This is a genomic window from Salsipaludibacter albus (assembly GCF_019798055.1).
In the GTDB taxonomy this organism is placed as follows: domain Bacteria; phylum Actinomycetota; class Nitriliruptoria; order Nitriliruptorales; family Nitriliruptoraceae; genus Salsipaludibacter; species Salsipaludibacter albus.
Window position 1 is genome coordinate 44,430 of record NZ_JAHOPH010000017.1, and the last position, 24,264, is coordinate 68,693.

A 24,264-nucleotide genomic window follows, 5' to 3' on the forward strand; every position below is an offset into this window, starting at 1 on the left:
CGACTGCAGTTCGATGTGATGGGAAGGCCGGATCTCCCATGCCTGCCGCTGTCGCGGAGGCGCCTGGGACCAGAACGGTGGATCTCGACACTCTGGCGAACGCCCGCGAACCCTCGGAGAGCACGAGGCTCTCGCCATCTCGGCGGACGGCAGTACTTACCGGATCGGGGCCTACCAACGGCCTCGTATGCGCGCTTTGGCTTCCTGTTCTTCGGCTGCAGCAAGTTTGGAGGTGTACAGGTCGACGCCTGCCCTACCTACCGCGGCAATGTCGGGGTCGTGATCGTCGACAAGATCGGAGTACTTCGCCAATAGCTCCTGAAACCTTACCGAGCGAGGCCCGTGGGTGATTCCACCCATGTCCTGGAAAGCGATGGTCCTAGGATCGACCCCGCGAGGGACCAGGTTCGTGGCGAGGTCGCGGATGGGGCGTTCGCGGTCGAAGGAGAAGTTGTATGGATGGAGCGCCTCCGACGGTTCGATGTCACCGCGGTCCAGGAGTTCGGCGATCCACCTGACGTCGTCACTGCCCAGGCTGCCGACCAGGACGCCCGCTGTCCCGGAACTCCGCATTTGCAGCCAGAGCCGTTGCTTACAGGCTCCGGGCAAGTGGTTGAGCTGGTTTGAAATGCTGCTTGGCAGCCGATCAGGGTCCTTGTCCACAACCCAGTTCTCGACCATGTCCGTTAGGACATCGGGGCAATGGAAGGCCAAGTAAGACGCAAGCGAGTCGAGGTCGTAGCGTCGGGGTTGTGTGAGGTCAGAAAGTTTGGCTTCGCGCAAGGCTGCATGCCACAGGGGGAGGATCTGAGACTCGAGCGGCCAGCCGGTCGCATTGTTCGACAGGGGCGGGCGAAGAGCCAGCGCCGCCGAGACTCGGATCTCTCGCCGAGGATGCTCGAGAAGGAGCTGCTGCAATCTTGGGCCGAGCCGACCATCCAGGAAGGCCCAACTCAGGACGTAGTGGTCGCTCATCTTGAGGTTGAATGTCAGCATGCCCGCCGCCCAATCATGCTGTGCGGCAAGCGAGAGAAGGTGATTAATCGCGTGTGACCGTGTTGCCCTGTTCTGGACAGCAGTCTGCAACAGAACTTCCGAGGATCCCGATTCCGAAAGAGCCTGTCGGAGGAAGTCGGGTGCGAGATCGGGGTGGTCCGAGAGAGCGGCAATGAACCATCTGTTGGGATTGTCGACCGCGCCTGCCAGTCGCGGCAGCACGCGAGGTAGCAATCCACCGTCGGTGCCTGCCAGTATGGCGTCGTCGACGATGGCTTGCAGTCTCTCGAGCCCGTCGGATGGCTCCTGCCCAGCAAGTTCGTTGATCTGAGTTGTGAGACTTCTTTCCAGTTCGGGGTCCTCATCCATCCGCCACCAGTCGGAGATGGACAGGATGGCATTGTCCTCGACATCCGTCTCAACAGAGAGGCCGTAGTCCCGGCACATTCGGAGGATCCGCCAGCGCAAGCCCCGCGGGAGGTCGTTCCGAGTCGCGAGCCGGCGAAGAACATCTTCAGCACCGCCAAGCGCCACCGCAGCCGTCTCGTCGCTGGGCGTAGCTCCGAAGGCCCCAGGTGCCCCGTTGCCTACGCGGAGCCACTCCTCGGCAACGTCCACGATCGCCGACACCAAGAATGTCTGGGGTAGGTCTGGAGAGACCATGTCGATGGCTCGTAGCAGCAACTGTCCCAAAATCTGGCGAGTGTCCTCGGCCGTGACGAAGGCGGCAAACATCTCCACAGTGGGGCGGCTGGGATGCATACGGGAGCCGCTGATCTCGAGCGAGCAAAGCGCCGGGAACAGACGGGCTATGACCTGAGCGCGTTCTGGCGTGCGGTCTCCGGCAAACCAATGTTGTGCGTCGGCGAAGGCCGCGACTCGCAGGGCGATGTCGACGTGCGTGTCGGGGTCCTGCCTTGTCGATAGTTCCTCGATGATCCGTAGTGGGTGCTCTGGGTGTGGGTGGGTGGGGCGGTCGTCGTCGATTGCATCCTCGAGCAGAAGGTCTAGTGCGCCTTGAATTCGATGCTTCCGATAGACCTCGCCAGCCAGCTTCAGCCATCCGCCACGGCCGTAGGGGCTATTGCGGGCGAGTTCAGCTTGGGTGTACTCGAGTGCGGTGGTGCAGGCGTCGCGATCTAGGTGCAGGTATCCGGCCAGTAGCTCGGGGGTGAGCCGTGATGTCTCCGCGAGACGGGCGAGGAGTGCTTGGCAGTCCCCTCGCGCAGGAGCGAAGCCTTGCAGGGCGGCATGAATCGTGACGTCGGCCATCCCCTCGATCCTGTCGGGCCACCGGGTCGCGGCTTCCTCTGCGGTGAAGGGCGGGACGGTGGCCGCATAGAGTTGATTGATGGCCATGGCCCTGGCCATTGGCTCGGGACGGACGTCGTAGAACGGTTCGCGGCTCCGATGCACAACATCGATAAGACCACCCTTGGCCACAGCGTCGATGATCTCTCTAGTTCGTGGACGTGGAATGTCGAGCAAGTCCGCGATGCCGTGCAGTCCTTGCCTAGACACCCCGCCAAGAAATGACGCGGCGGCCAAGACCTCGAGGCCGGCCGTAGCGAGTTGGGCGCGGCGCAAGAACTGCTGGGCGTAGGCGACCAGCTCAGTGCCTGCGGCTACGCCTCTGAGGTCGCCAGTCCGAATCAGGACCTCACCGAGGGCGACCGCCCAGCCGACACGGCCCTCGGCTTGGTCTAGCAGTATTTGACGGGCTGTGGGGTGAGTCACACCCATAGTCTGAACGACCTCATCCAGTTGCTCGCGCTCGAGCAACTCAAGTCCGAGATGGACGGCTGGCGTCATGAGCTCAGCCACTTCGTCAGCTTGGTGAGGCCAACAGACAGCAACGAGCCGGAAGTTAATCTCTGGTTCGGTTGCCCTAAAGGCAACAAGGCGCTCGACCTGATCTAGGGCGACGCCAGCATCGTCGATCCCTACAAGCCCTGGACACTCATAGCGCAAGTCGTCGGCGAGTTGCCCGAAGTCCGCGTACTGATCTACGAACCAGAGTCCATCCAACTCCGATACCAAGCGTGACTTGCCCACGCCTGGGTAGCCCGTGACGATGACGTCGACGGTTGTCTCCCGAATCTTCGCGAGTTCGTTCGTTCGACCTACGAGCGGCAAGGCACCCCAAGGGCTCTCGGCGATCTCACGGGGCTTGGCCATTAGCGTCAACGGATCAGTCGGTAGTCCGAGGAGACGGCTTCGCCACGCGCCGTCACGGCGCAACTTGCTTACCACAGCGTCGTGTCCGTACACGTCAGCGACGTTTAGGGAGACGTCGAGCTTTTCGGCTGACTCCTTCAGTCGCTGACGCTGCAGGTTCGTCAGCCGTGCCGGATTGATGAGCACGATTCGCTCGGTGGAGACCCCCTTGGCGACCATCTGCTTGATGCCCTTGCGCATGTTGGCGCGCACACCGTCCAGGGTTCGCGAGGACGTGACAAGCACTCGTCCCGTTCCTCCGTTGGGGAGTCGAAAGTCCGCATCCCGTCCCCAGTCGGTTCCACCCGGCAGGGGGTTCAGGCCGGGGAGAGTGTCGGCGAACAGATCAACCATTGCATCTTCAAACACGCCCGGATCAAGCCGACGGCGAGTGGCCAGCGTTCGAGAAACGCGATCTGGGTCGATGGGTTGATGGCTTCCGTGGTCTGGTCAATGGCAGCCCCATCATATGCCTGCATTGATCGTCGATTTGCGTCGTAGCTCTAGGGCCCATCGGAGCGTCATTGATTGACATCGGAGTAGGGCACCTACTTGGGCAGGAACCGACCGTTGTGGGGTCACCAACCGGCCCCGGGCCGCGGCTGCCGGCTGGGTCAGGCCGCCCAGGCTCGCGGGCGGCTGCTGCTGCGGCGGTGCCTGCAAGCAGCCCGCGCCGGGTGATCCCTGCTCTGGTGGCCATGAGAGATGTCCTGTGTTTTGGGGTCTGGGTCAGTTGGGGTTGCCGGCGCCGGGGCCTGGTGGGGGATGTCGAAGTAGGCCTGGGGGTCGACGTCGTAGACCTCGCCGGTGGCCATGCCGGACAGGGCGGTGACGCCGCGGGTGACCTGGCTGGTGAGCATGCCGTTGGACTTCTGGCCGACCTGGCCGCGGATCTCCATGAGCATCCCGGCGGTGCCGTTGAGCTCGAAGGATCCGAGTGCGGAACTGGGCACGTCCCAGTTGAGCCGGTAGCGGCTGATCGCGGAGAACGGCGACGCGTCGGTCCCGATGGCGTTGGCTGTTGGTACACGTCGGCGATGGTGCGGGCCTCGGGTGTGGCGAAGAACCCGAAACCGGTCTCGTCGCCGGGCAGCAGGTGGGCGTTGGACGGGTCCAGGCGGAAGTCCAGGTCGGCGTTGAAGTCGCGGTTGAGGTCGTAGCCGTGCACGTCCAACGGTCCGGGCGAGTACGGGTTGAGGTTCCAGTTGAACGGGGCCGGCGCGTCAGCCGCCAGGCCCCACTCCTGCGGTGTCCACTCCTGGACATTCTGGCGGCGCTGCACGACCAGACCGTCTTCTTCGAACGCCGCGCCGTCCATGTTGACCCGCGGCATGAACCACACCGAGACCGTCGACGTCGGGCATGCACAGGTCCACCACGACGACGCTTGGCCGGTGGCGGACCGCCGCGGCGATTGCGTCGCGGGGCGTCGTCGGCGAGACCACCGCGGCCAGGGTGGATCGCAGCACCCACCACGACCTGCTTTGACTCTCCGAGACCGTCCCAGTGTGTGGAATTACGCGTTGAGGGTCTCGATCCAGTTCTTGAGCTCGCCGCCGGTGATACCGAACCAGGAGTGTCCCTTCCCAAGTCCGGTCGCTTCGATGATCTGGGCGCCTGAACAGCCGCCAGTGTCAGCCAGCGTGTAGGCAACCACGCCGTCGGTGGACACGAACCCGTCCGTAACTGCGATGTAGCGGTTCGTCTTCAAACCTCGGGTCGGTTCGTCCGGCAACCTCGTGGCAGCACACACATCGTCGCTGTTGTCCACGCCGTCACCATCGATGTCGTCGTCGCAGGCGTCACCGAAGCTGTCGCCGTCGAGATTGGCTTGGTCGGTGTTCGGGATGCCGGGACAGTTGTCGACATCGTCGTCGAGACCGTCACCGTCACCGTCCACGGTTGCTGTGTACACGTACACCGACCCCGAGTTGGACCCGTTGTCGTCATCGAGAAAAGCGCCGACAAGGATTGCGTCACCATCCACTGCAACCGAGTTGCCGAACTCGTCGCCCGCTGCGGCGTCGGATGCAATCAGTTTGCCTTCGGTGTACCCACCGTTGCCGTCGGGTTGGTACATGTACGCCGAGCCCGACGCCGACCCGTTGTCGTCATCGAAGGAGGAGCCGACGACGATTGTGTCACCGTCTACCGCCACCGACACACCGAATCGGTCGCTCCCTAGGCCGTCGGACGCCGTCAGTTTCGTCTCGGTGTACCCACCGTTGCCGTCGGGTTGGTACATATACGCCGACCCCGAGTTCGTCCCGCCGGTGGCGCCGACGACGATGATGTCACCATCCACCGCAACCGAGTAGCCGAAGAGGTCGTTTGCGGCCGCGTCGGAGGCGGTCAGTTTCGTTTCGGTGTACCCACCGTTCCCATCAGGCTGATACACGTACGCCGCCCCCCAGGACCCATCGATGCCGCCCTTAAAGGCGGCGCCAACGAGAATCGCGTCACCATCCGCCGCAACCGACCAACCGAAATGATCATCTGCAGCGCCGTCGGAGGCGGTTAGTTTCGTTTCGGTGTACCCACCGTTCCCATCAGGCTGATACACGTACGCCGCCCCCGAATCCGACTCGTTGCCGCTATCGCCGATGGCGCCGACGACGATCGTGTCACCATTCACCGCAACCGACCAACCGAAGTATGCGAAGGCGGCGCCGTCGGATGCGGTCAGTTTCGTCTGGGTGTAGCCACCGTTGGCGTCGGGTTGGTACACGTACGCCGATCCCGAGTTCGTCCCGTTGTCGTCATCGAGGGAGGCGCCGACGACGATGGTGTCACCATCCACGGCAACCGAGACACCGAACTCGTCGCCCGATGCGGCGTCGGATGCGGTCAGTTTCGTCTGGGTGTAGCCACCGTTGCCGTCGGGTTGGTACACGTACGCCGATCCCGAGTTCGTCCCGTTGTCGTCATCGCCGATGGCGCCGACGACGATGGTGTCACCATCCACCGCAACCGCGTAACCAAACGCGTCGTCTGCGGCGGCGTCGGATGCGGTCACCTTAGTTTCGTCACCCGGGTCCGCGTTGGCCGCCGTAGGCGTCAATACGACGCCCAACATCAGGGCACATGCGGCCCCGAACTTCGCCACCCTGCGGCCCAACCGGCCATGTGCTTCGTTGTTCCCTCGCATTGTTTCCCCAGACTGATCGATCTCCAAGCCGTGATGGCCAGGATCCCCACTACACGCAGAATGAGACGCTAGCAGGCCTTGCGGGGTGAATCGCGAGGAGGGATCCCATTTTCGCCTGTTGCGCGGAGTGCGGTCGTCGGGTATAGCAGCGGTGCGCCAGGCCGCGGTGAGAACTAGGGGCTTCGAGCCACGAGTCAAACTGCAACAAGTTGGAGTGTCGGCTCGAAGCGGCTCCTCGGTAGTTCATGTGGGTGTCGGGTTGATGGTGGCCAGCTTGGACCAGTCTCGCTTAATGGCGCAGGGCAGCACGCGGATGCGCCAGTGGGTCCACTTCGTCAGTCCGAACGCGCCCGCTTGTTCCTCTTCGCCGGATTGATGGCCTCCACGGGGTGTTGGCAGCGCGGGACCACAAGATCGCGCCTCCCGCGACTGGTGCGGGACTCCTAGGTGTAGAAGCTGGCTTGTGGAGGGCGGACGTGCCGAGTCGAAGGCCGTCTTGATTGCGGCAGGGCTGCATGCCGCGCGCCACACGAGGATGACGAGTCCCCTTTGGCCGATCGCGAGAGTGGCGCTATCCCCCAGATCTCGCAGCCCTGCGAGACGCCGTGTCAGGTGCTCGGTGTCCTAATGGGACAGTTGAACTGGGGCGTTCGGTGGCGCTGCCAGCGTCAATGGTGGGTGTCGCACAGCCCCAGCGACCTAATCGGGACGCTCGCGCCCGTCGTCGGGGCGCGTGCCGTACTTCGTGGCGCTGTGACGTCGGCTCTCGCATCGACTACGACACCCGACGGCCCCACTCCGCCCTCGACGCCCTGACCCCGACCGCGTTCCACCAGGCTTGGATCACCCGGTCCAGTACACAACCTCAACCCGCATAGCCGTGGACCAGCCACCGGGCGCTCTCCGGGCCGCCCGGTGCCTCAGGCTCCCCCGCAACCCTCGACGCTGACCTCGGCTGGATCCACGAGCAGTAGCACGATCGTCCGGTCGGGAGGCCACTGAGTGCCTGGTGACGGATCGATGCCTACGGCGAGTCGTCCGCGCTGCGGGACGAAGGAATCGTCGGGGTCGGTCGGGTCCGTGGGCTCGATGTCGCGGAATCCGTGGGCGTTGAGCAGATCGACTGCTAGCTGGCCATCCAGGCAGCCGACGGCTGGTATCAGACCGTCCTCGAAGGATGGTTCATCGGGGGTACCAAGTTCACCCCAGCGGGCGTAACCGAGTTCGAGCCGAATCTCACCTCCAAGACTGATCTGCGTGCCTGCGGCGGGCTCCTGCTCAACGACCACCCATGCCGAGTCGCTGATTGCTACTCGCCCCTCACCGGTGGCGTCGTAGTCGTCGATGAAGAGGGCCACATCGAGTGCTTGTAGGAAGTCCTGCGCAAACTGCAACGAAAGCCCCGTCAGCTCAGGCATCACTTCTTGGGACACGGAGGCCAGATCCGACCGCTCGCTGTCCGGGATGCTGAACGAGACTGGCCCTGGGCTCGTTGTCGGCTCAGGGGTAGTGGTCGGCTCTGGGGTCGGGGTGGGGGTTAACGCTGGGGTCGGCGTCGGTTCCTGAGGAGGGGAAGCCTCCTCCGCGGGTGTCGGTGTGACCGATGGCTCCGGTGGAAGGGTTTCGAACGACTCCAAGCCTTCGGCCACGACCGGCTCGGACTCTTCCGTGGTGGTCCCCACGGTGAACAAGGCAGTGACAAAGGCGAGAAGAAACAGTGCCACTAGGAGTCCACCGAAAACGATCAGCGCGATTCCCCACCCGCGCTTCCACCAAGGCTTGCTGGCCTCCGCTCCCGGAGCCGGTGGTGGCGGTGGTGGCGGTGGAGGTGGAGGAGGCGTGGACTTTGACACTAGTACCCCTGTTGTGATGACGGGCCGGACGCAAGTGCCAATGCGGATATTGCTGTCGTGTCGGGACTGGCTGCAAAAGGGGAGGATTCCCGACGTCCAAAGTTCGTCTGGCCTCCCCCGGTCTAGTCGTTGGAAAGCTCGATCGTCCATGTCCCTTCAGCCATGATCTCAAGCAGTTGAGTTCCGCTGGGCCATCTCGCCCTAACGTCCGTGTCACCAATCTCGTTGACCAAGAGCTCGGACCCGTAGTCGCCGTAGGCATCAATCACGAAGTTACTTTCGCCTTGGTGAGTCACATTGGCGATGCGTCCTTCGCCCTCGCCTTCAGGGATGAACACCACTTCGTCGGATTCTCCTTCGATGGCACCATCTTGCATGTTGGGAGCGTTCTGGATGGGCTCAAAGGTCATCGTCCACGGCCCGTCGGCCATGACGTCGAACTCCCGCGTGTTCTCGCCGACGAAGAGGTTGATGGCGCCTCCAGCCTCGTAGGGGGCGATCCCGTTAAAAAGTAGATCAAGTTGCTCGCCATCTTCGTCGTAGGTATCCACAACGAAGTTGCTGTCGCCATTGGCGTCAGCTCGGACATACGCCACGGCGTCGCCAGGGATCTGAAAGTCCAGAATCACATCATTTCCGTTGCCTTCCAAGACGATGGGTTCACTCCAGGTGAAGCGCCCGACCGCGATGACGACTTCGGTTCCCGGTGGCACTTCCTCTCCGGCCGCCGGTTGTTGTGACACCACGACACCATCGCGGTCACTTGCGTCCACCTCGGATTCTTGGGCTGAAACTGCCAGATCCAACCCTTCCAACACTGCCCGGGCGTCCGCCTCCGACAACCCCTCAACGTCTGGAACCCCTATCGGCTCCGGGGTGGGGCTGGGCGTCGGACTCGGCGTGGGGCTGGGTGTCGGACTCGGCGTCGGGCTGGGTGTCGGACTCGGCGTGGGGCTGGGCGTCGGACTCGGCGTAGGGCTTGCTGGCGCAGCTGCGTCTTGCTCCTCGGGATCCTCATCGCCGTCCACAGCAATCCCAATAGCTACGAGCACACCCAGTGCGATGAGCCCGATGCCCCACCAGGTCTTCCACCAGGGACGACCATCCCCGTCCTCGGGGGTGTTGTCGCCAACAGCCGGAGCTGGAGGCGGCGTCGAGGACGGCGATCCCTCATCGCCTTCGGAGGACGGCGGCGGCGGCGTGGGCGATGACACGAAGTTCCCCTAGTGACGACAGCGAGCGAAACCGTAGTACAAACCTGAGACTTCCGATGCACCTCAATGCCTGACAACCGAGACGCACGGTCCTGCACCACCACCCAGGACGCGATCCCGTCGCATCTACCGAACAGGGATTGACCGGCCGCAGCGCCTGCTCTTTTCGCCCACTCGGGCGCAGCGAGCCCGCGTACGAATTCGAGATAATCGGGGCTCTGTGTAACAGGTGTGGTTAGGCCTGCTTATGAAGGTGGGGTGGAAACTTCGAGCCGACCCGCTGTGACACCCCGGACGTTGCCCGTGGGCTGGTAGCGCTACTTCCTCGGGAAGATGGGAAGGCGGAGTCAAGCGTTGCCATCGTCAGTCCGGCTTGGCCTGACGGGCGGAGTCCTGGCTCCCAACCAGCGACCGACGGCCCAACCAGCCAGAGCGGCTGCTGCCCCAAGGAGCAGCGGATTCCCCCAGCGAGCGACGTCACTGCCGGGCTCCGGCCCGGGATCGAGGAGGTGCTTGGCCAGCCATTCGACTGTCAGGGCGAGTGCTTCGGGATCTCGATCGCTTGTTAGCACGGAGTGACGCGAGCCCGGGACCTCGACAGTCGTCAAGCGTCCGTGCGTGAAGACTCGCAGGTGGCCACGTCGCTGCCACTCTCCGAGCGGGTGCTCTTCGTCCGTGGACTTCAGGCGGGTGCGGATGTGGTCGAACCGACCGTCGCCACACAGAGGGTCGTTGCGATAGCGCAGGCACAGCAGGGGCGTGTCCGATTCCTCGGCCGCCTCGAGCGTCTCGTCGGATAGACCGAGGTCGGCGCTGGTGGTCGGGGACCAGGGACGCATTGGAGATGACGGCTGGCTGCTGATTACGGTAGCTGTGCTCTCGTTGGCGAGCGTGCCGAGCACGATGCCTCCGGTCATGCACATCCCGATCACGGCGACGCCGCGACTGGCGTCGAGTTCTGGGTCGGCAACCAGTTCGGCGATGAGAGCGTTCAGCCAGTTAGTGAGCTTGTCTGGACCACCTGCGCTGAACAGTGCCATTTCACGTCGAAGACAGCTCCAGGCTTTCACAGCGCCTCCGAGTGTGCTGCGCACCTCGGAGTCGCCGTAGAGCAGGGGCACGTGGACCGAATAGCCCTGCAGTTGGAGCATGCACGCGAGTTCGTGGAAGGCGGTGGAGACGCCGTGAAGCTCGTGGAGCAGCACCACCGGCGGTCCCTCGCCATAGGACACGACCTCGAACCGACGACCGTCGTGGGCCACGGAGCGCGTGCGCTGACTCATGTCGCGGTCGGGTCTGGCGGACTGTGTGTGTCGAACATCGGCCGCAGTTCGGTGATAGCCACGGCGTACCGGTCCTCCAACCAGTATCCCGAATGGAGCCGGTTCTGTGGATCTGCAAGTCCGTACGGGGGGTCCGACAGCTCGTCAATTACCGTCGAGGCTTCGTCCTCGTTGCTGTCCTGGGAGTGGGCTATCGGCCCGCCGATGGGATCGGTGACACGCCACAGGTTGCGCCACCGGATCTCCCCCGTCCCAGGACTCGTCAGGTGGCCGGCCAGTTCCGTCAGCAGCCCCGCGTGGAACATCCCAGGGAATAGTTCGCTGTACAGCCGCCGGACCGGCGATCCGTACGTCAGCAAGGCCACTTGGTCGAGCGAGCCTGCGTCTGGGTCCTTGTCGTGCGCTAGCAGACACGCCGGCACGGCGATCACGCTGCCTTGCGAGTGCGGAGCCAGGATCGTCGAGGCACCAGCCGCCCTGCGTCGCTGCAGGACCACTGCGAGGCCGCTGACAGCTGTGTCGGAGTAGCTGCGTTGCGCGAATGGATGGAACCACCGTGGCCAGAACGCCGTGAGGTCCCACAGGACCGCAAGCCCCCGCCGGGTCGATCGGTCCCGAAAGCCATAGACCATCCTCGTGCCGATCGCCAAGACCGGGGCCGTGAAGGCCACGAACACCGCCACGTCGGACAGCGACGGGTCGTACGGCGGTAGCCACGCCGGTGCCGCCAGCCACTCCAGGCGGCCAGTCCAGCCACCTTTGAGCGTTGTCTCGATGACACCGAGCAAGAGCGTCAACCCAGCGAGGAGGAAGATCAGGAAACCGACCCATCGCCAGGGGCCCTTTATAGCGATCAAGACAATCACAGCGACCGTGACGAGAAGTACGGCGCCGAGTCCCCACACCAAGTCTGACGAACCGATTCTGAGGCATTCCTGGCTGTCCAGCGCCACTGCCTCGAAGCCCCATGGCGTGGCGCCTGGCCGTGTGCACTCCCGGACTGCCTTGTAGAGAGCAATGAAGCCGATCACCCCGAGCGCGCCGAGGAAGACGACAAGCCGGGTGGGCTGGCTGACCAGTTGCCGCACGGCGCTCATCGGTCGCGAACCGAGGTCGGGGTTCTGCCTCTGAACGAGACTGGCGAGGCGGATGCCGCCGATCACGACGACCAGGAGTGCCAGCACCAGGAAGACAAGAGCGACCCACTCCAGCACGGCAGGCGTGACAATCTTTGTCAGCGCCTTCTCGGCCCTCCCGGTCAACGGCCCCGCGAGGATCTCCATGCCGCCGAGCAGGAAGCCGGCCCCGTATACAGCACCCGTAGCGCCGGCGAGCAGCATCACCGACGGCCCCGTCAACACCTGCAACCCAGACGTCCCCGGTGACCCTAGACGAGAGGTCCAGAACTCAAGCACGGCCACCGCGACGGCCGCGACTAGCACCGCGACGGCGGCGACGACGAGAGTGCCGCGGAGGCCAGGCAGCGTCTCAGTGGGCTCGATGGGCAGGCGCGACAAAGACGCGCCGGCCATGACGACGCTCAGAGCCCCCAACAACCCGGCGAGCCAGCGTGCAACGGCACTCCACACCCGATGTAGCGGTCGGCCCGCGGACCACGACATCGCAACAAGGAACCCGGCTGAGATCGCAATGCAGGCACTAGCAGCGACGAGACCACTGAGCGCTACCCAATTCTCCGCTAGTTCGCCCACAACCCGGGGCGGCCACGCTTCGAATGTGATTCCACCCACCGCCAACGCGGCGGTGCAGACGGTCGCGGCGATCACGGAGAACGCGACCGCGGTGTGCGGGCGATGGCTGTGAGCGACGGTCTGCGGTGTAGACCACATCCCATCAGGATCGACCTCAAAGCTAGTCGTCCGAGCACGCTCCACCACCAGCGGGGAGCGCTTCGGCCATAGCGGTCTCCACGGGTCTCGCGGGGCGACGGTCGTCAAGATTGCGAGGGCCGCGATGGAGCTGAGCGCCAACACGTAACCCACCCAGGCGCCGATGCGTTCGCCGACGATGGCCCCCGCGACCGACGGGGCCACGTCAAGGAACGCGAGCGCCACGAACGTTGACCACAGCACGGTCAAAGCGAGCCCGTGCAACCGCAGCATGGCCGTCGCGAGCCTGCCCTGCCAAGGTGGCCTCTCGGCGGTGCAGTTCGGACGTATCGAGGGCAGCATCCAGCCCGCCACGTTGCTCAGCATGAACGGCAGCAGCAGAATGTTGAACGCGTGCCACGGCCGACCCGACGTCAGAGACCCCCATGAGAACGCACGCCGGTCCCTCGGGACACGCCGCCCCCTCCCCGTCAGCTCAAGGCCGGTGGGCAACCCGTACTCGACCTCGCTGACACCAACCTCGAGCAGCGACTCGGCCGACGTCCCGGCCACGCCATGGATCCGGAGCTCCCAGAAGCTCGCATCAGACGTCCCCCAGCCCTGCCCCGTCACCTGTGCTCCCAACCTCTGGACAAGATGAGTCCGCAACTTGCCGCCGGCACACCCAAACTCATGAAGCCCACCACGGCGATTACTGGCGAACGTCGTCGAGTGCTCATCGGCTGCCCCATCCCCAATCCAGTCGCCCAATGGACCCTTGCAGATGTCGCTGCGTCCGTCAACTGTTGTTGGTGTCGTCGCCAAGGGGTAGACCTCGACGTGCCCTGTATCCGCTCGGGCTTTTGCAGGCTCCGACCGAGTTTCGCGGTCGCCGACTGACGCCCAACGAGCGCCTGGGCAGGTCCTTCGCCTTCCGGCCCAGCAGAACGCCCCGTCTTACGCCGGGCCGAGCATTGATGTCGCGATTGACACCACAGCCGGCATGAACCGCTTCAGCCTCAAGCCCGACCTTGAGACTGGGATAGCTCTTCACCGCGCATGAAGTCGGCAGGACGACACTGAACGCCTGCTTGTGCTCAAGCTGCCTCTGCATCGGCAGGCGGCCGGGGATCGCAACTCGGATGCGGATACTCGGGGCTATGCGGGTCGGGGCTATTCCCAAAGCCGGGAGGTCCGGGGTTGCCCCTGCGGCCCTCCTCATCCTTGGTCTCATGGGCGGGCAGGGTCCGGACCGTCAGTGCCGCTGGGGTTCGGAGTTGTGTGCGAGGTGGTCTTCGACGACTTGCCGGTAGTCGCTGAAGGTGGTCCGTGTTTCGGGCACAGCGTCCGCGATCGCCTTGGGGTAGATGCGCTCGGGCTGGTGGGTCAGCAGATCCCGGCGCTCGACGCAGGTTGCCAGCCGGTTGGCGAGGTCACCTGGGAGGATCCCGGCATGTGCCAGGAGCTCGATGCCGTCGCGGTTGTCGGTGGGTGCTCGCCGTCCCGCGGCGGCGAGCATGTCGGCGTTGATCTGTCCTGCGGTATCGACGAGGCTGGCCAGCACTCGCTCGAGCGAGTGACGTAAATCTCTGTCGACCTCGAGGTCCGAACTCTGGACGTTGCCGTGACGGCGAAGGTCGTCGAGCAGTTCACCGATTGTGGAGAGTCTGGCTCGGAGGGTCGCAACATCGAGCGGGGCGGTGGTCGTGGCAAGGAGCGACCGGAGTGTGTCGCGTCGCATGCTTGCGGTCTCCATGAACGTGCCGTCGGCCGCCATGGCTGCAAACGCGTGTTCCATCGGCTCGCGTTCGTACAGTGCGATTCCGTCGGCGATCGCACGGCGGCGTGCCGTGGTGGTGGCGTGAGCGGCGTCCACGACATCGATGGCTTCTGTGCCCAGCAGCGAGACCAGACTGTCGAGTAGTCCGACGACGTCGTGGCGGCTGCCTGGTTCGAACACCACGCCGAAGTCGAGGTCGCGCGGCCGGTCCACCTCAGGGTCAGCTGCACTGCCGAACAAGGTGAGCACCCACACGTTGTGGCGACGACACATCTCGTCGAGCTTGCCTTCGGGGAGACCGAACAGCCGCAGGCGTGCAGCTTCAACGCTGCCGGCCGGGTCGTCCGAACCACAGTTGCCATGGGTGGGCATGGGAGCCTTCGCCTCCGCACATCTCGAATGCCACGATAGACGTCAACGAGTCCGGATCAGTCCCTGGCAGGGTTGCCCCGGTCGGGCCTGACCCGCAGGCCCCATATCGCACCGGCACCATCTCCGGGCCACCGAAGACCTCTGTCAGTCGCACTGGCCGTGCAGATCCGTGGGCCAGGCACGGAACTCCTTGCTGGCGTCGATCTCCGAACCGCTGAACCCCTCCGCTGTCGCCTCGAGCAGTTGCATGCCACCGTCCAGGTGGTGATCACCCCCGGCCCGTCCCGGATGTGGCGCGACAAGACCTCTGGTAGCGGGGGCTATCCGATGGCAGCGCCGACGCACGGTCCCCTATGAAGGACGACGCGGCCGTCGTGTCGCTCTCCACCCGTATCGTTGACTCCGATCATTCGGACCGCTGATCTAGCAGGCCGAGCGGCAGACGAGGTGGGCATGGCCGGACTGTTCGTGATGAAGGGCATGGAAGTCCACCTGACGGACTTCACGATTTCGGTAGACGAGAGCGGCAGGACCCACTCGTCGATTTCGCTTGCCGTTGCTCTTGATGTATGGCCCATGTGGCTTGATGTCGCGATTGAGCACGCGCAGACGGCTCAGATGGCACGGCTGGAACTTGAGGCCGCGTCTGGGAAGGGCAGGGAGGGCGCCGATCCGTCCTTGCTGGCTGACTTGATGACGCAGGAGTGTCGTGCCTCTCTCGTGGCCATCTCGGCCGCAGCCTTCGCCCTGGACAACTTCCACACGCACGCGCTCCTAAAGCTTCCAGGGGCCGATGAGTTGAAACGCCAGTGGCGAAACAAGACTGCCCGGCATCGCCGCGTGAATGAGGTTCTCAGGCGACTGATTCGCCCCACGAATCCCGGGAGCGCTGAACTTCAGTCCGCCGTCTCGGGCATCTTCGGGCTACGCGATCTGGCCGTCCACGCTCCCGCCGCGTATCGCGATCCCGTCACTCACGACCTACTGAAGCAACCCGTTGAGTGGAGGCTCGCTCAGTACACCGGCCGACAAGCCAACACCGCCGCCTACTCGGCGACGGGTGTGATCTGGCAGGCCTGTCACAACGATCACCCTTGTTCTCCTGACCTCGATCGTTGGTGCGCCGCAAGGCGTGAGCGCGTTCAGGAACGGCTTGATCGCGCAACCAGGCTGGAACCGCGCAACTAACCGACTCGGCGCAGTAGACCAGGTACGGCAGCGTCGCACCCTTTCCGAGGAAGCGCCCTTTGGACGGTCGGCATAGGTGGCTCTCCTAGGCTTCCGAGTCGGCCTCGAGCGTGTTTGGATTAGGCGACCTTCGCGGAGCCTCCGACCCTGGGCCCATCGGACTCGGGCTGTCCCGTAGGCCTCGACTCCGTGAGTGTGCGGTGTGGCCTGCTCAGCCAGTTCGTGACCCTTAGGCTGGTGGTCCAGCTCTCACCACCACGAGCGATTGGAGTGCGACGTGACCGACGACATGGCCCCGGCTGGCTGGTACCCGCAAGATGACGGGCGACAGCGCTACTGGGACGGACAAGCATGGACGGACCATTTCGCTCCCGGAGCCCAAGAGCAAAGTGACGGTTCGGGAGCCGTTCACGTGGATGAGGACGCGATATGGCAGGTCCGCGGAAAGCCTCTTAGCGGCATGGGCGCCGGCCGGTACAAGCTGACGGAGCACTACCTGTTCTTCGAGACCGGGACACTCCGAACGGACTCACAGCAAATTCCGATCGCGAAGGTTACGGATGTCGATGTGAAGCAGTCGATGTCACAGAAAGCCCGTGGGGTTGGGAACATCCTTGTCCACGTGGAGCGCCAACAAGGGACTGAGACAGTGACGATGGCTGACGTGCCGAACTTTCGGGAGGGTCAGCGGCTGATCAATGAGACCGCCCATGAAGCTCGGCGCACCTTGCAGCAGCACGCCAACACGATGAGATACGAGCATTCCGGTGGGCCTCAGGCGCCGGTCGACCCGAGCCACGCAAGGCCCACAACCGATTCTGCTGAGGCCAACGGGCCAACGTTAGATCCGATCGAACAACTCGAGCGTCTGGGCAAATTGCGTGACGCTGGTGTCGTTACCGACGAGGAGTTCGAGGCCAAGAAGGCAGAGATCTTGTCGCGAATCTGAGATCGCCGATGGTCCGACACCAGACGCTGCCGAGGGGTATGCGAGGTCCGGCCTGGGCGGCTCGGGAGTAGATGCTGGCCGGCGGTGTGGTCACCGCGGAGGAGGTCGAGGCCTGGGGCCCGCCTCCAGGGTTCCAACACAAGTACGGAGCGACCCGTCGACTTCGCGGCGATCGCGTCCCGGGTGGTGGTGTAGGACCGTGCGTCTCGGTTGTCAGGTGCGGGGTGCTGCGGGCAGGGACGGTAGACGGTCCTCCTGGTTGGTGAGTGGGGTCAGGGTGGCTTCGGCGATGTAGCGGCGGGGTGCGGCGACGAGTTCGTCGCTGACCTCGACCAGCAACGCCCCGACCAGTCGGATCACCGACTCGGGGTCGGGGAAGATCTGTACGACGTCGGTGCGGCGCTTGAGCTCGCGGTTGAGCCGTTCGATCGGGTTGTTGGACCAGATCTTGGACCAGTGCACCGGCGGAAACGACGTGTAGGCCAACAGGTCGTCCTCCATGGCCTGGAGCCGCTCGGCCACGGCGGGTTCGATCGGGATGAGCTGGTCGACGACTCGGCGCAGTTGGGCCCGGGCAGCGTCGGCGTCGGGTTGGGCGAAGATGGTCGACACCGCGGCCGACACCACGGTGCGGTGCTGATGGCGTGCCACGGCGAGCAGGTTGCGCTTTGCGTGCACCCGGCATCGTTGCCAGGCTGCGCCTTGCAGCACCCGGGTGATCGCGGCACGCAGACCGGCGTGGGCATCGGAGACGACCAGCCTCACACCGTCCAGGCCGCGGTCGACCAACCCGCGCAGGAACTCGGTCCAAAACGTTTCGTTCTCGCTGTGGCCGATGTCGACGCCCAGGACTTCACGGTGGCCGTCGGCGCGGCACCCGGTCGCGATCACGACCGCTTTGGAGATCACCTGGCCGTGCTCGCGCACGTGGACGTAGGTCGCGTCCAGCCAGACGTAGACGAACGGCAGATGGTCCAGCCGCCGCTGGCGGAGCACCGCGACGTCGTCGTCGATCAGCTTGCAGATCCGCGACACGGTCGACTTGCTGATCCCGGAGTCGCACCCCAGCGCCTTGACCAGGTCGTCGACCTTGCGGGTGGAGGTGCCGGTGACGTAGGCGCGCATGATCACCGCCCACAGTGCCTTGTCGATCCGGCGGCGTGGCTCGAGCAGTTCGGGGAAGAACGATCCGGTGCGCAGCTTGGGGATCGCCAACTCCACGTCCCCGGCCGGGGTCGACAACCGCTTGGGACGATGTCCGTTGCGCTGGGCGGTGCGCCACGGCGTGCGCTCACCAGGCTCGGCACCGATCCTGGCCGACAGTTCGGCTTCGATCAGCTCCTGGATCGCGGCACCCAGGATGTCGGCGATCGAGGTGGTCAGGGTCGCGTCGGCGTCCTGGAGACGCTCCGCGAGTTCGTGCATGGCAGACTGGTAGTGGGTCATCGTGTGGAACCTCTTTCGTGTGGAAGCTGAAGAGATTCGCACGGTGGCCCGCCTACGTCACGGAGGACTCGGCGGGCCGGCTCCTACACCACGTGATGGGACTCACCCTTCGCGGCCGCCTTCAGCCGCGTCGTCGGGGTTCACTGACGGCTCGTCAAGTGCCGAACTGACAGTCTGCGGTCGGGCATGCAGTTGCTGTTGATTCCGTGGCGATGGATGCTTCTGGTCGGCGAGTACAAACGGGGCCCACCGACCGCGCCGCGATCCTCACGGGCCAGATCGCCCGATCTCGTCTGCTGCGCTGAGCGGATGGGGGGTGCACCCCGCGGGTCCCGACCGATCCTCGCGAGTGTCGATACCGGGTGATATCCGATGGCTGGTACCAAAGGGGTGCGCGTACTCGAGTTCCCGCTCCATCCGAGCTCAAGCCTCGCCAAACAACGCGTATGGGTCGGGCCAGACGAAGTGGACTTCGACGGCCTCTTGGTAGGTGTCATCTACATCCGCGGGTCGTTCCCCAAGCCCAAAGTGTCGATCTAGGCGCGCCCGCGCGTCGATCCACGAGCGGAGATACTGCCCAGGCTCAAAGAGCGTCAAGGCAAGCATCAGATACGTCTGGGTTTCGGTGCTCGGTCGGACGAGCGGTGGAGCCCAACCAAGAAGATAGAGGTGCCACTTGCGAGCGATTTCGTGAAGATCACCAAGTACTGAGTCGAGAAGCTCATCTGGTACTAGTTCGCCACCAACCTTCAGCCCATCGCCGTCGTGAAAGGATGCCTGTCGATGAGCGACGACCTCATCGCGTGCCTTCTTGACCTCGGTGTGTGCACTTTGCAGACGCTCTTGGTCGTGCCGAACGGTGCTCTTCGCAGCCCGCTCCCAGGGACTCTCTGGCGGGACCGGGCTGTCTTGAGAATTCGATCGCTGGCTCGCGCGGCGTCTCACCGCCACGATCCCCTCGTAGTCAATCCTGGGCGCGAGTGCTGCAACTGCGTCGAGCGCCTTGACTACGCTGCGCACGCCTTTCGTGGCATCGAGCAGTCGACCGCAAGCAGCCACGACCGAGTCGTTGTGCCACTGCCGAATGAAGGGCGCATAGTTCTCGAACTTGCTTGCAAGCAACGGTTCGATATCGGCAATCAGAGCGCGACCGTGGTTGACAGCAGACACCTCGATCAAGGCCTCATTGAACATCCCGGCTGCATCATCCAACTTCGCGACAGCCTGTTGGTTCAGCATCGCCACTCTTCTCCCTACTGCTCCGGTTGCGCGCTGCGTCGGGGTGTGCCTGTAGTGCTCTCGACCTTCACGCTTCACAGGCTTGACGATCTAACGAGCGAAACTCTTGAGGAAGTCCCCAAGTTCGCCGCTCGCCACCTGTCGAGGAGCCTGCAGGTCAGCGGGAGGTCGACAGGCCTGTCAAGGAACAGGAGACGTGCAGAACCTCTCGTTCGTCCATTGTCCACTGGCAGCAAGCTTCAGCAATCGGTCTCGACTTCTTCGGAAGTGACAAGTTCCCCCGCGGAATCCAACGTGACGCGGACTCGAAGGCCCTGATCGGTGCTCTCGAAGAAAAAGGTCGTCCCCTCATGGGAACGCTCGATCGACCGGATATCCATTGATGTCTCCGAAGAGAAGAGCTCCGCGGCCTCCTCAGCGTTGCGCGCTAAGGAGTCCAGCGACGGATCGGTATCGGTTGAATTAAGGTCAAGTAGCGCCGCGACAGCCACCAGAGCCACGCCCAAACCTAAGAAGATGAACGAGGCATTGAAGGGACCCAGCACTCTGGTCGATTCGTACTGCGTGACGCGATTGGGATTGCGCACTGCTGCTTGAATATCTCCATACGTGTAAATACAGCCAGCTATCGAAAGGCCCAGAAAGGCCCACGCAGCGTAGAGCCATCCATGGGTCGATTCGCCAAAAAGATCGGTGGCGAACGTCGCCGTCAGTCCGAGAAGACCGGTCGATAGGGCCACGATCGTCCTCGTGCCCTCAATGAGGACCGACCACGGGTTGGGATGGTCTGACAGCGCCGGATCATGTGCCTGGCTAGTCATCTTTGTGACCCGGGAGCCAACTGACGCTCTGCAGGACTCGCCCACCAGAATTTTGAATCCAGTGAAAGACGTCCCGGGTAGTTACCTGATCCGCCAGCGGACTGGTGTCGCGCCTGGAGTCACTGATCATGTCGTCTAGCGCTTCGCGGGTCACGCGGCCAAGTTCAGGATCTGCCTCCCTCTCTTGAGGCGGGTGCCCACTCAGACGCTGGTCTCCAAGTCGGTACTCAAAATGCTGACCTACCAGCATGTTCGACATGGCCGCGCGAGCCCATGGTGTGACGACGGCTCCTCGGTCACTTGAGTAGCCATCGATGAGCGCTTCGTAGTACCGCTGAAGGCGCTCGGCTTCGTTCGGAAGTTGGAAGTCCGACATCATTTCCCATCCTGTGAGGCCACCATCATCTCCCGGCCTGTCTCGTTCTCGCGAGCCAAGGTAGGTGGACGATCACGCAGAGGCGGGGTCCTGGCGCGCGGGGACGCGAGCGGCAGCCTCAATCTGCCGCCCCCGCGTCGGTAGTCTCGCACGCGAGCCTCGCCGTCAACTGCCGAGCTCGATGTGTCACTCCCCGGCGTAGCCTGACCGGGCGACGATCGATACGGCAAGGGAAGGGCACGGGATGGCGCACGTGCGCGTGGCCGTACGGCCCGAGATGCTGCACTGGGCGATGACGCGCTCGCATCGTCCCGCGACCGACTTCAAGGCCTACCCGCTGGAGGAATGGCTGGAGGGCAAGCGAGAGCCGACCCTCAACCAGTTGGAGAAGTTCGCACGGACCGCAAGGACACCGATCGGGCTGATGCTACTGGACGATCCACCTGGTTCTGACCTTCCTCTGACGGACTACCGCACTATTCGTAGCGCGAGCGTGACGACGACTTCCGCAGAGCTCGAGGACGCCGTTCACCTCGTCCAAAGGCGACAGACCTGGTACCGGGATTATCTCATCGACCAGGGACAGGCGCCCAACGATCTCGTCAGATCGGCCACGACTCGAGATGTACCCGGGGAGGTGGCGGACCGGTTGCGAGATGTTCTCGACTTCGGGCTGGCGAGGCGTCGCCCCGGCACATGGCAGGAGACGCGCAACAGGCTCGTCACCGCGGCGGAGTCCGCAGGTGTTCTGGTGATGATCGCTGGCTATGTAGGGAGCACTCACAGGGGTCTCGACGTCGACGAGTTTCGTGGCTTCTGCCTTGTCGACGACATGGCCCCTGCGCTCTTTGTGAACGGCAAGGACAGCAAGGCCGCGCAGATGTTCACGCTCCTGCACGAACTAGGCCACATACTCCTAGGCAGGTCGGCGCTGGACCGACCGGACCTCGACGCGGGGGACGGTGATGACGTCGAACGTTGGTGCAACGCCGTGGCGGCGAACGTGCTGGTTCCACTGGATGATCTACGAGCACGCTTTGAACCGGGCCAGCCCATGGAGGACTCCCTGAGGGTGCTGACCGACCGCTACCGCGCCAGCGGGCTGGTCGTCCTTAGCCAACTGCATCACCTCGAGCTGCTGACCTGGGAGCGATACATCGCGGAACGAGACGCCGAGCGGACGCGCGCACTGGAGGCGCTTGAGGCTCGTGACAGCGATGGGGGGAACTACTACGCGACCGCACCCCACATGATCAGTCCCACATTCCTGGAGGCGGTGGCCCGCGAGACCCGCGCGATGCGCACCACGTATTCCGAGGCTATGTCGCTGCTCCACGCTCGGTCCCTGAAGTCGCTTGAGGGCCTGTTGTCTCGCGTCGAGGAGTGACGTGTACCTGATCGACACGAACGTGCTCATCACCGCGAACAATCACTACTACGCCTTTGACCTGGTGCCGGCATTCTGGAGCTGGCTCGAGGACGCGATCGCTGCGGGGACCGTTGGCACGGTGACGAAGGTGCGCGACGAGATCATGTCCGGGAACGACGAGGACCCGGTCCGTCTGTGGGTCGAGGGACTCGACCAGTTCGCTCGCGCCCCGGATGATGCAACCGTCACCGCCATGAGGACTATCGCCGTCTGGACGGTAGGCCACTCTCGGTACTTCGATGCTGCGAAGAACGAGTTTCTGCGCGTGGCCGACTACTACCTGGTCGCTGACGCGCTTGCGCACGGCGACACGGTGGTCACGCTGGAGGAGTCAAAGCCGGACAAGCGCACCAAGATTCAGATCCCTGACGTGTGTGCAGCGTTCGATGTGCCCGTCATGGGGACTTTCGGAATGCTCCGGGCTGAGGGGGCAGTCCTTGGGGAGTGATTCGGCGCAACGACTCACCTCTGGCAACTGGTCGTGAGAGCCACTGCTGGAGCTCGAGTCGTGCGCAGATGGCTGGCACCTGCCGCCATGTCAGGCGCGGATTGACCCTCGACCGTCCAGCGGATGGCAAGACACTGTTGTTCGGGGAGACGGCGTTCATACCGGGCGGATGCCGTCGGGGGTCGCCGGAGGGCGAGATCCTCGGCGCGCTCCGAAGTCTCACGGCGGCCTGCGAAAGTGGCGAGATCCCCCGTGATGGTTGGATGGCCGTAGGCACGGCGGGTTCGCGACTCGTTGTGCTCGGGGCCCTGTCGGGATGACTCTGTATCCCCTTGTCGCCGCGGTTGGTGGCTGACCTCAGTAGCGAGGTGTCGCCCGGCAGGGCCTGTCCCTACCGCGGTCTGACTCAAGAGAGGACTGCACCGAGCAACTCACATCATGCCTGTCGACCGCGGATCCCTGCGAACGGATGGAGGTCCGAGATGGATGCCACGGTCATAGGCGTGGATGCCCACAAGCGATCGCACACCGCGGTCGTGCTCGACAACGACGAACAGATCAGCAACCAGCTCCGGCTGGTCGCAGATCGACGACAGACCGATCGGCTGCTGGCCTGGGCGGCGCGATGGCCCGACCGGATCTTCGCCATCGAGAACGCCCGCGGACTCGGACGGCTGCTGGCCCAGCAGCTGGTCGGCCGCGGCGAGACGGTGGTCGACGTCCCCGGCCGGCTCACCGCACGGACCAGGCGGCTGTCGGGCCACTCTGCCCGCAAGTCCGACGAGTTCGACGCCCGGTCCGTAGCCATCGTCGGCGCCAACCACACCAGCCTGCGCCGGGTCGAACTCGACGACACCCCTGCCGAGCTGCGGGTGCTGCTGGACCGGCGCTGGCACCTGGTTTCAGCACGCCACCGGGTGATCTGCCGGTTCCACGACCGGATCACCGAACTGACCGCAGGAGGCGCGAACAAGGCCCTGTCGCCCACTGCGGCGGCCAAGGCGTTGCGGTCGATCCGCACCGACAACCCCGCCGACGCGGCCCGCCGGCAGGCCGCCAAGGACCTCCTGGCCGAGTGGCGCTGGCTGACCCGCCGGATCAACGACGCCCAACGTCGCCTCGACCAGGCCGTGGCCATGCACGGCACCACCCTGACCGACATCGACGGGATCGGGACCACCAGCGCGGCCGCGATCGTGGCGATCGTGGAGGACCCGACCAGGTTCCTGACGCGCGGACACTTCGCGTCCTACAACGGCACCGCCCCAGTCGACGCGTCCTCAGGCGACCACGACCGTCACCGGCTCAACCGGCGTGGCAACCGCCAACTCAACAAGGTCATCCACACCGCCGCGATCACCCAGATCCGACGCGACGGCCCCGGCCGTGACTACTACGAACGCAAACTGGCCGAGGGCAAGAAGCACCTCGAGGCGCTCCGCTGCCTGAAGCGGCAACTCTCCGACGTGATCTACCGGCGGATGCTGGCCGACCACCGACACATGCAGACGGTCCGGGATGGACAGATGGGGACGCGCCCGAAGGCTGCGTGACCGACTTCAACCCCGAGTCGGCTCTTCATTCGAGTCACATCCCGAACCGCCGTCACCCACCCTAGTCCGCCGCTCACCTCGGCTGCGGACACTCTCCGCCTGCCCGCACTCACACCAAGAAAT

At 64.3% G+C, this 24,264-nt stretch carries 16 protein-coding genes; 5 read left to right on the forward strand and 11 right to left on the reverse strand.

Annotated elements, in window-relative coordinates; translation table 11 throughout:
• Nucleotides 1-171 precede the first annotated feature (171 nt).
• The 8 genes from KR546_RS11695 to KR546_RS11730 all read right to left on the reverse strand — a co-directional run bounded on the left by KR546_RS11695 (nucleotide 172) and on the right by KR546_RS11730 (nucleotide 14,692).
• Nucleotides 172-3,459, reverse strand: a complete 3,288-nt coding sequence (locus KR546_RS11695; protein WP_238444892.1) for a hypothetical protein — start codon at nucleotides 3,457-3,459, stop codon at nucleotides 172-174.
• 368 nt (nucleotides 3,460-3,827) lie between these two features.
• The gene (locus KR546_RS11700) at nucleotides 3,828-4,166 is read right to left on the reverse strand and encodes a hypothetical protein (protein WP_238444893.1); all 339 of its coding nucleotides are present in this window, start codon (nucleotides 4,164-4,166) and stop codon (nucleotides 3,828-3,830) included.
• Between the two features lie 563 nt (nucleotides 4,167-4,729).
• Nucleotides 4,730-6,229 carry an FG-GAP repeat protein gene (locus tag KR546_RS11705; protein WP_238444894.1) on the reverse strand — a complete coding sequence of 500 codons (1,500 nt, stop codon included), beginning with the start codon at nucleotides 6,227-6,229 and terminating at the stop codon, nucleotides 4,730-4,732.
• Nucleotides 6,230-7,281: 1,052 nt separating this feature from the next.
• On the reverse strand, nucleotides 7,282-8,085 hold the full coding sequence (locus KR546_RS11710; protein WP_238444895.1) for a PASTA domain-containing protein: 804 nt from the start codon (nucleotides 8,083-8,085) through the stop codon (nucleotides 7,282-7,284).
• Nucleotides 8,086-8,336: 251 nt separating this feature from the next.
• Nucleotides 8,337-9,428, reverse strand: coding sequence for a PASTA domain-containing protein (locus KR546_RS11715; protein WP_338019144.1), 1,092 nt, complete (start codon nucleotides 9,426-9,428; stop codon nucleotides 8,337-8,339).
• 347 nt (nucleotides 9,429-9,775) lie between these two features.
• Nucleotides 9,776-10,711 (reverse strand): dienelactone hydrolase family protein, encoded by a 936-nt coding sequence (locus KR546_RS11720; RefSeq protein ID WP_238444896.1) that lies wholly within the window; start codon nucleotides 10,709-10,711, stop codon nucleotides 9,776-9,778.
• Complete coding sequence (locus tag KR546_RS11725; RefSeq protein WP_238444897.1) at nucleotides 10,708-13,173, reverse strand: hypothetical protein; 2,466 nt, start codon at nucleotides 13,171-13,173, stop codon at nucleotides 10,708-10,710. Before KR546_RS11725 ends, KR546_RS11720 begins: the two co-directional genes overlap by 4 nt.
• Before the next feature lie 622 nt (nucleotides 13,174-13,795).
• Nucleotides 13,796-14,692, reverse strand: coding sequence for a HepT-like ribonuclease domain-containing protein (locus KR546_RS11730; protein WP_238444898.1), 897 nt, complete (start codon nucleotides 14,690-14,692; stop codon nucleotides 13,796-13,798).
• Between the two features lie 453 nt (nucleotides 14,693-15,145).
• On the opposite strand from KR546_RS11730, the gene KR546_RS11735 reads away from it, so the two are divergent.
• Both KR546_RS11735 and KR546_RS11740 read left to right on the forward strand, forming a co-directional pair.
• Nucleotides 15,146-15,880: a hypothetical protein gene (locus KR546_RS11735; protein WP_238444899.1), complete on the forward strand. Its 735-nt coding sequence runs from the start codon at nucleotides 15,146-15,148 to the stop codon at nucleotides 15,878-15,880.
• Nucleotides 15,881-16,157: 277 nt separating this feature from the next.
• Nucleotides 16,158-16,829, forward strand: a complete 672-nt coding sequence (locus KR546_RS11740) for a PH domain-containing protein (protein ID WP_238444900.1) — start codon at nucleotides 16,158-16,160, stop codon at nucleotides 16,827-16,829.
• Nucleotides 16,830-17,042: 213 nt separating this feature from the next.
• Here the strand turns inward: KR546_RS11740 and KR546_RS11745 are convergent, their stop codons facing one another.
• The 3 genes from KR546_RS11745 to KR546_RS11755 form a co-directional block, all read right to left on the reverse strand.
• Entirely contained in the window at nucleotides 17,043-18,275 is a 1,233-nt protein-coding gene (locus tag KR546_RS11745) for an IS256 family transposase (protein ID WP_238444901.1), read from the reverse strand.
• 423 nt (nucleotides 18,276-18,698) lie between these two features.
• Nucleotides 18,699-19,514 (reverse strand): AbiU2 domain-containing protein, encoded by an 816-nt coding sequence (locus tag KR546_RS11750; protein WP_238444902.1) that lies wholly within the window; start codon nucleotides 19,512-19,514, stop codon nucleotides 18,699-18,701.
• A 239-nt stretch (nucleotides 19,515-19,753) separates the two neighbouring features.
• Nucleotides 19,754-20,335 (reverse strand): hypothetical protein, encoded by a 582-nt coding sequence (locus tag KR546_RS11755; RefSeq protein WP_238444903.1) that lies wholly within the window; start codon nucleotides 20,333-20,335, stop codon nucleotides 19,754-19,756.
• Nucleotides 20,336-20,955: 620 nt separating this feature from the next.
• On the opposite strand from KR546_RS11755, the gene KR546_RS11760 reads away from it, so the two are divergent.
• The 3 genes from KR546_RS11760 to KR546_RS11770 all read left to right on the forward strand — a co-directional run bounded on the left by KR546_RS11760 (nucleotide 20,956) and on the right by KR546_RS11770 (nucleotide 24,141).
• Nucleotides 20,956-22,098 carry an ImmA/IrrE family metallo-endopeptidase gene (locus KR546_RS11760; RefSeq protein ID WP_238444904.1) on the forward strand — a complete coding sequence of 381 codons (1,143 nt, stop codon included), beginning with the start codon at nucleotides 20,956-20,958 and terminating at the stop codon, nucleotides 22,096-22,098.
• Between the two features lies 1 nt (nucleotide 22,099).
• Nucleotides 22,100-22,588, forward strand: coding sequence for a DUF4411 family protein (locus KR546_RS11765; RefSeq protein WP_238444905.1), 489 nt, complete (start codon nucleotides 22,100-22,102; stop codon nucleotides 22,586-22,588).
• 482 nt (nucleotides 22,589-23,070) lie between these two features.
• Nucleotides 23,071-24,141 carry an IS110 family RNA-guided transposase gene (locus KR546_RS11770; protein ID WP_238444906.1) on the forward strand — a complete coding sequence of 357 codons (1,071 nt, stop codon included), beginning with the start codon at nucleotides 23,071-23,073 and terminating at the stop codon, nucleotides 24,139-24,141.
• Nucleotides 24,142-24,264: the final 123 nt, after the last annotated feature.

Excerpts from the sequence above, each read along its gene's own strand:
- KR546_RS11735 (WP_238444899.1), top strand. The coding sequence starts at position 15,146 with ATGGCCGGACTGTTCGTGATGAAGGGCATGGAAGTCCACCTGACGGAC.
- KR546_RS11750 (WP_238444902.1), bottom strand. The coding sequence starts at position 19,514 with ATGCTGAACCAACAGGCTGTCGCGAAGTTGGATGATGCAGCCGGGATG.
- KR546_RS11760 (WP_238444904.1), top strand. The coding sequence starts at position 20,956 with ATGGCGCACGTGCGCGTGGCCGTACGGCCCGAGATGCTGCACTGGGCG.
- KR546_RS11730 (WP_238444898.1), bottom strand. The coding sequence starts at position 14,692 with ATGCCCACCCATGGCAACTGTGGTTCGGACGACCCGGCCGGCAGCGTT.
- KR546_RS11755 (WP_238444903.1), bottom strand. The coding sequence starts at position 20,335 with ATGACTAGCCAGGCACATGATCCGGCGCTGTCAGACCATCCCAACCCG.
- KR546_RS11770 (WP_238444906.1), top strand. The coding sequence starts at position 23,071 with ATGGATGCCACGGTCATAGGCGTGGATGCCCACAAGCGATCGCACACC.
- KR546_RS11745 (WP_238444901.1), bottom strand. The coding sequence starts at position 18,275 with ATGACCCACTACCAGTCTGCCATGCACGAACTCGCGGAGCGTCTCCAG.
- KR546_RS11720 (WP_238444896.1), bottom strand. The coding sequence starts at position 10,711 with ATGAGTCAGCGCACGCGCTCCGTGGCCCACGACGGTCGTCGGTTCGAG.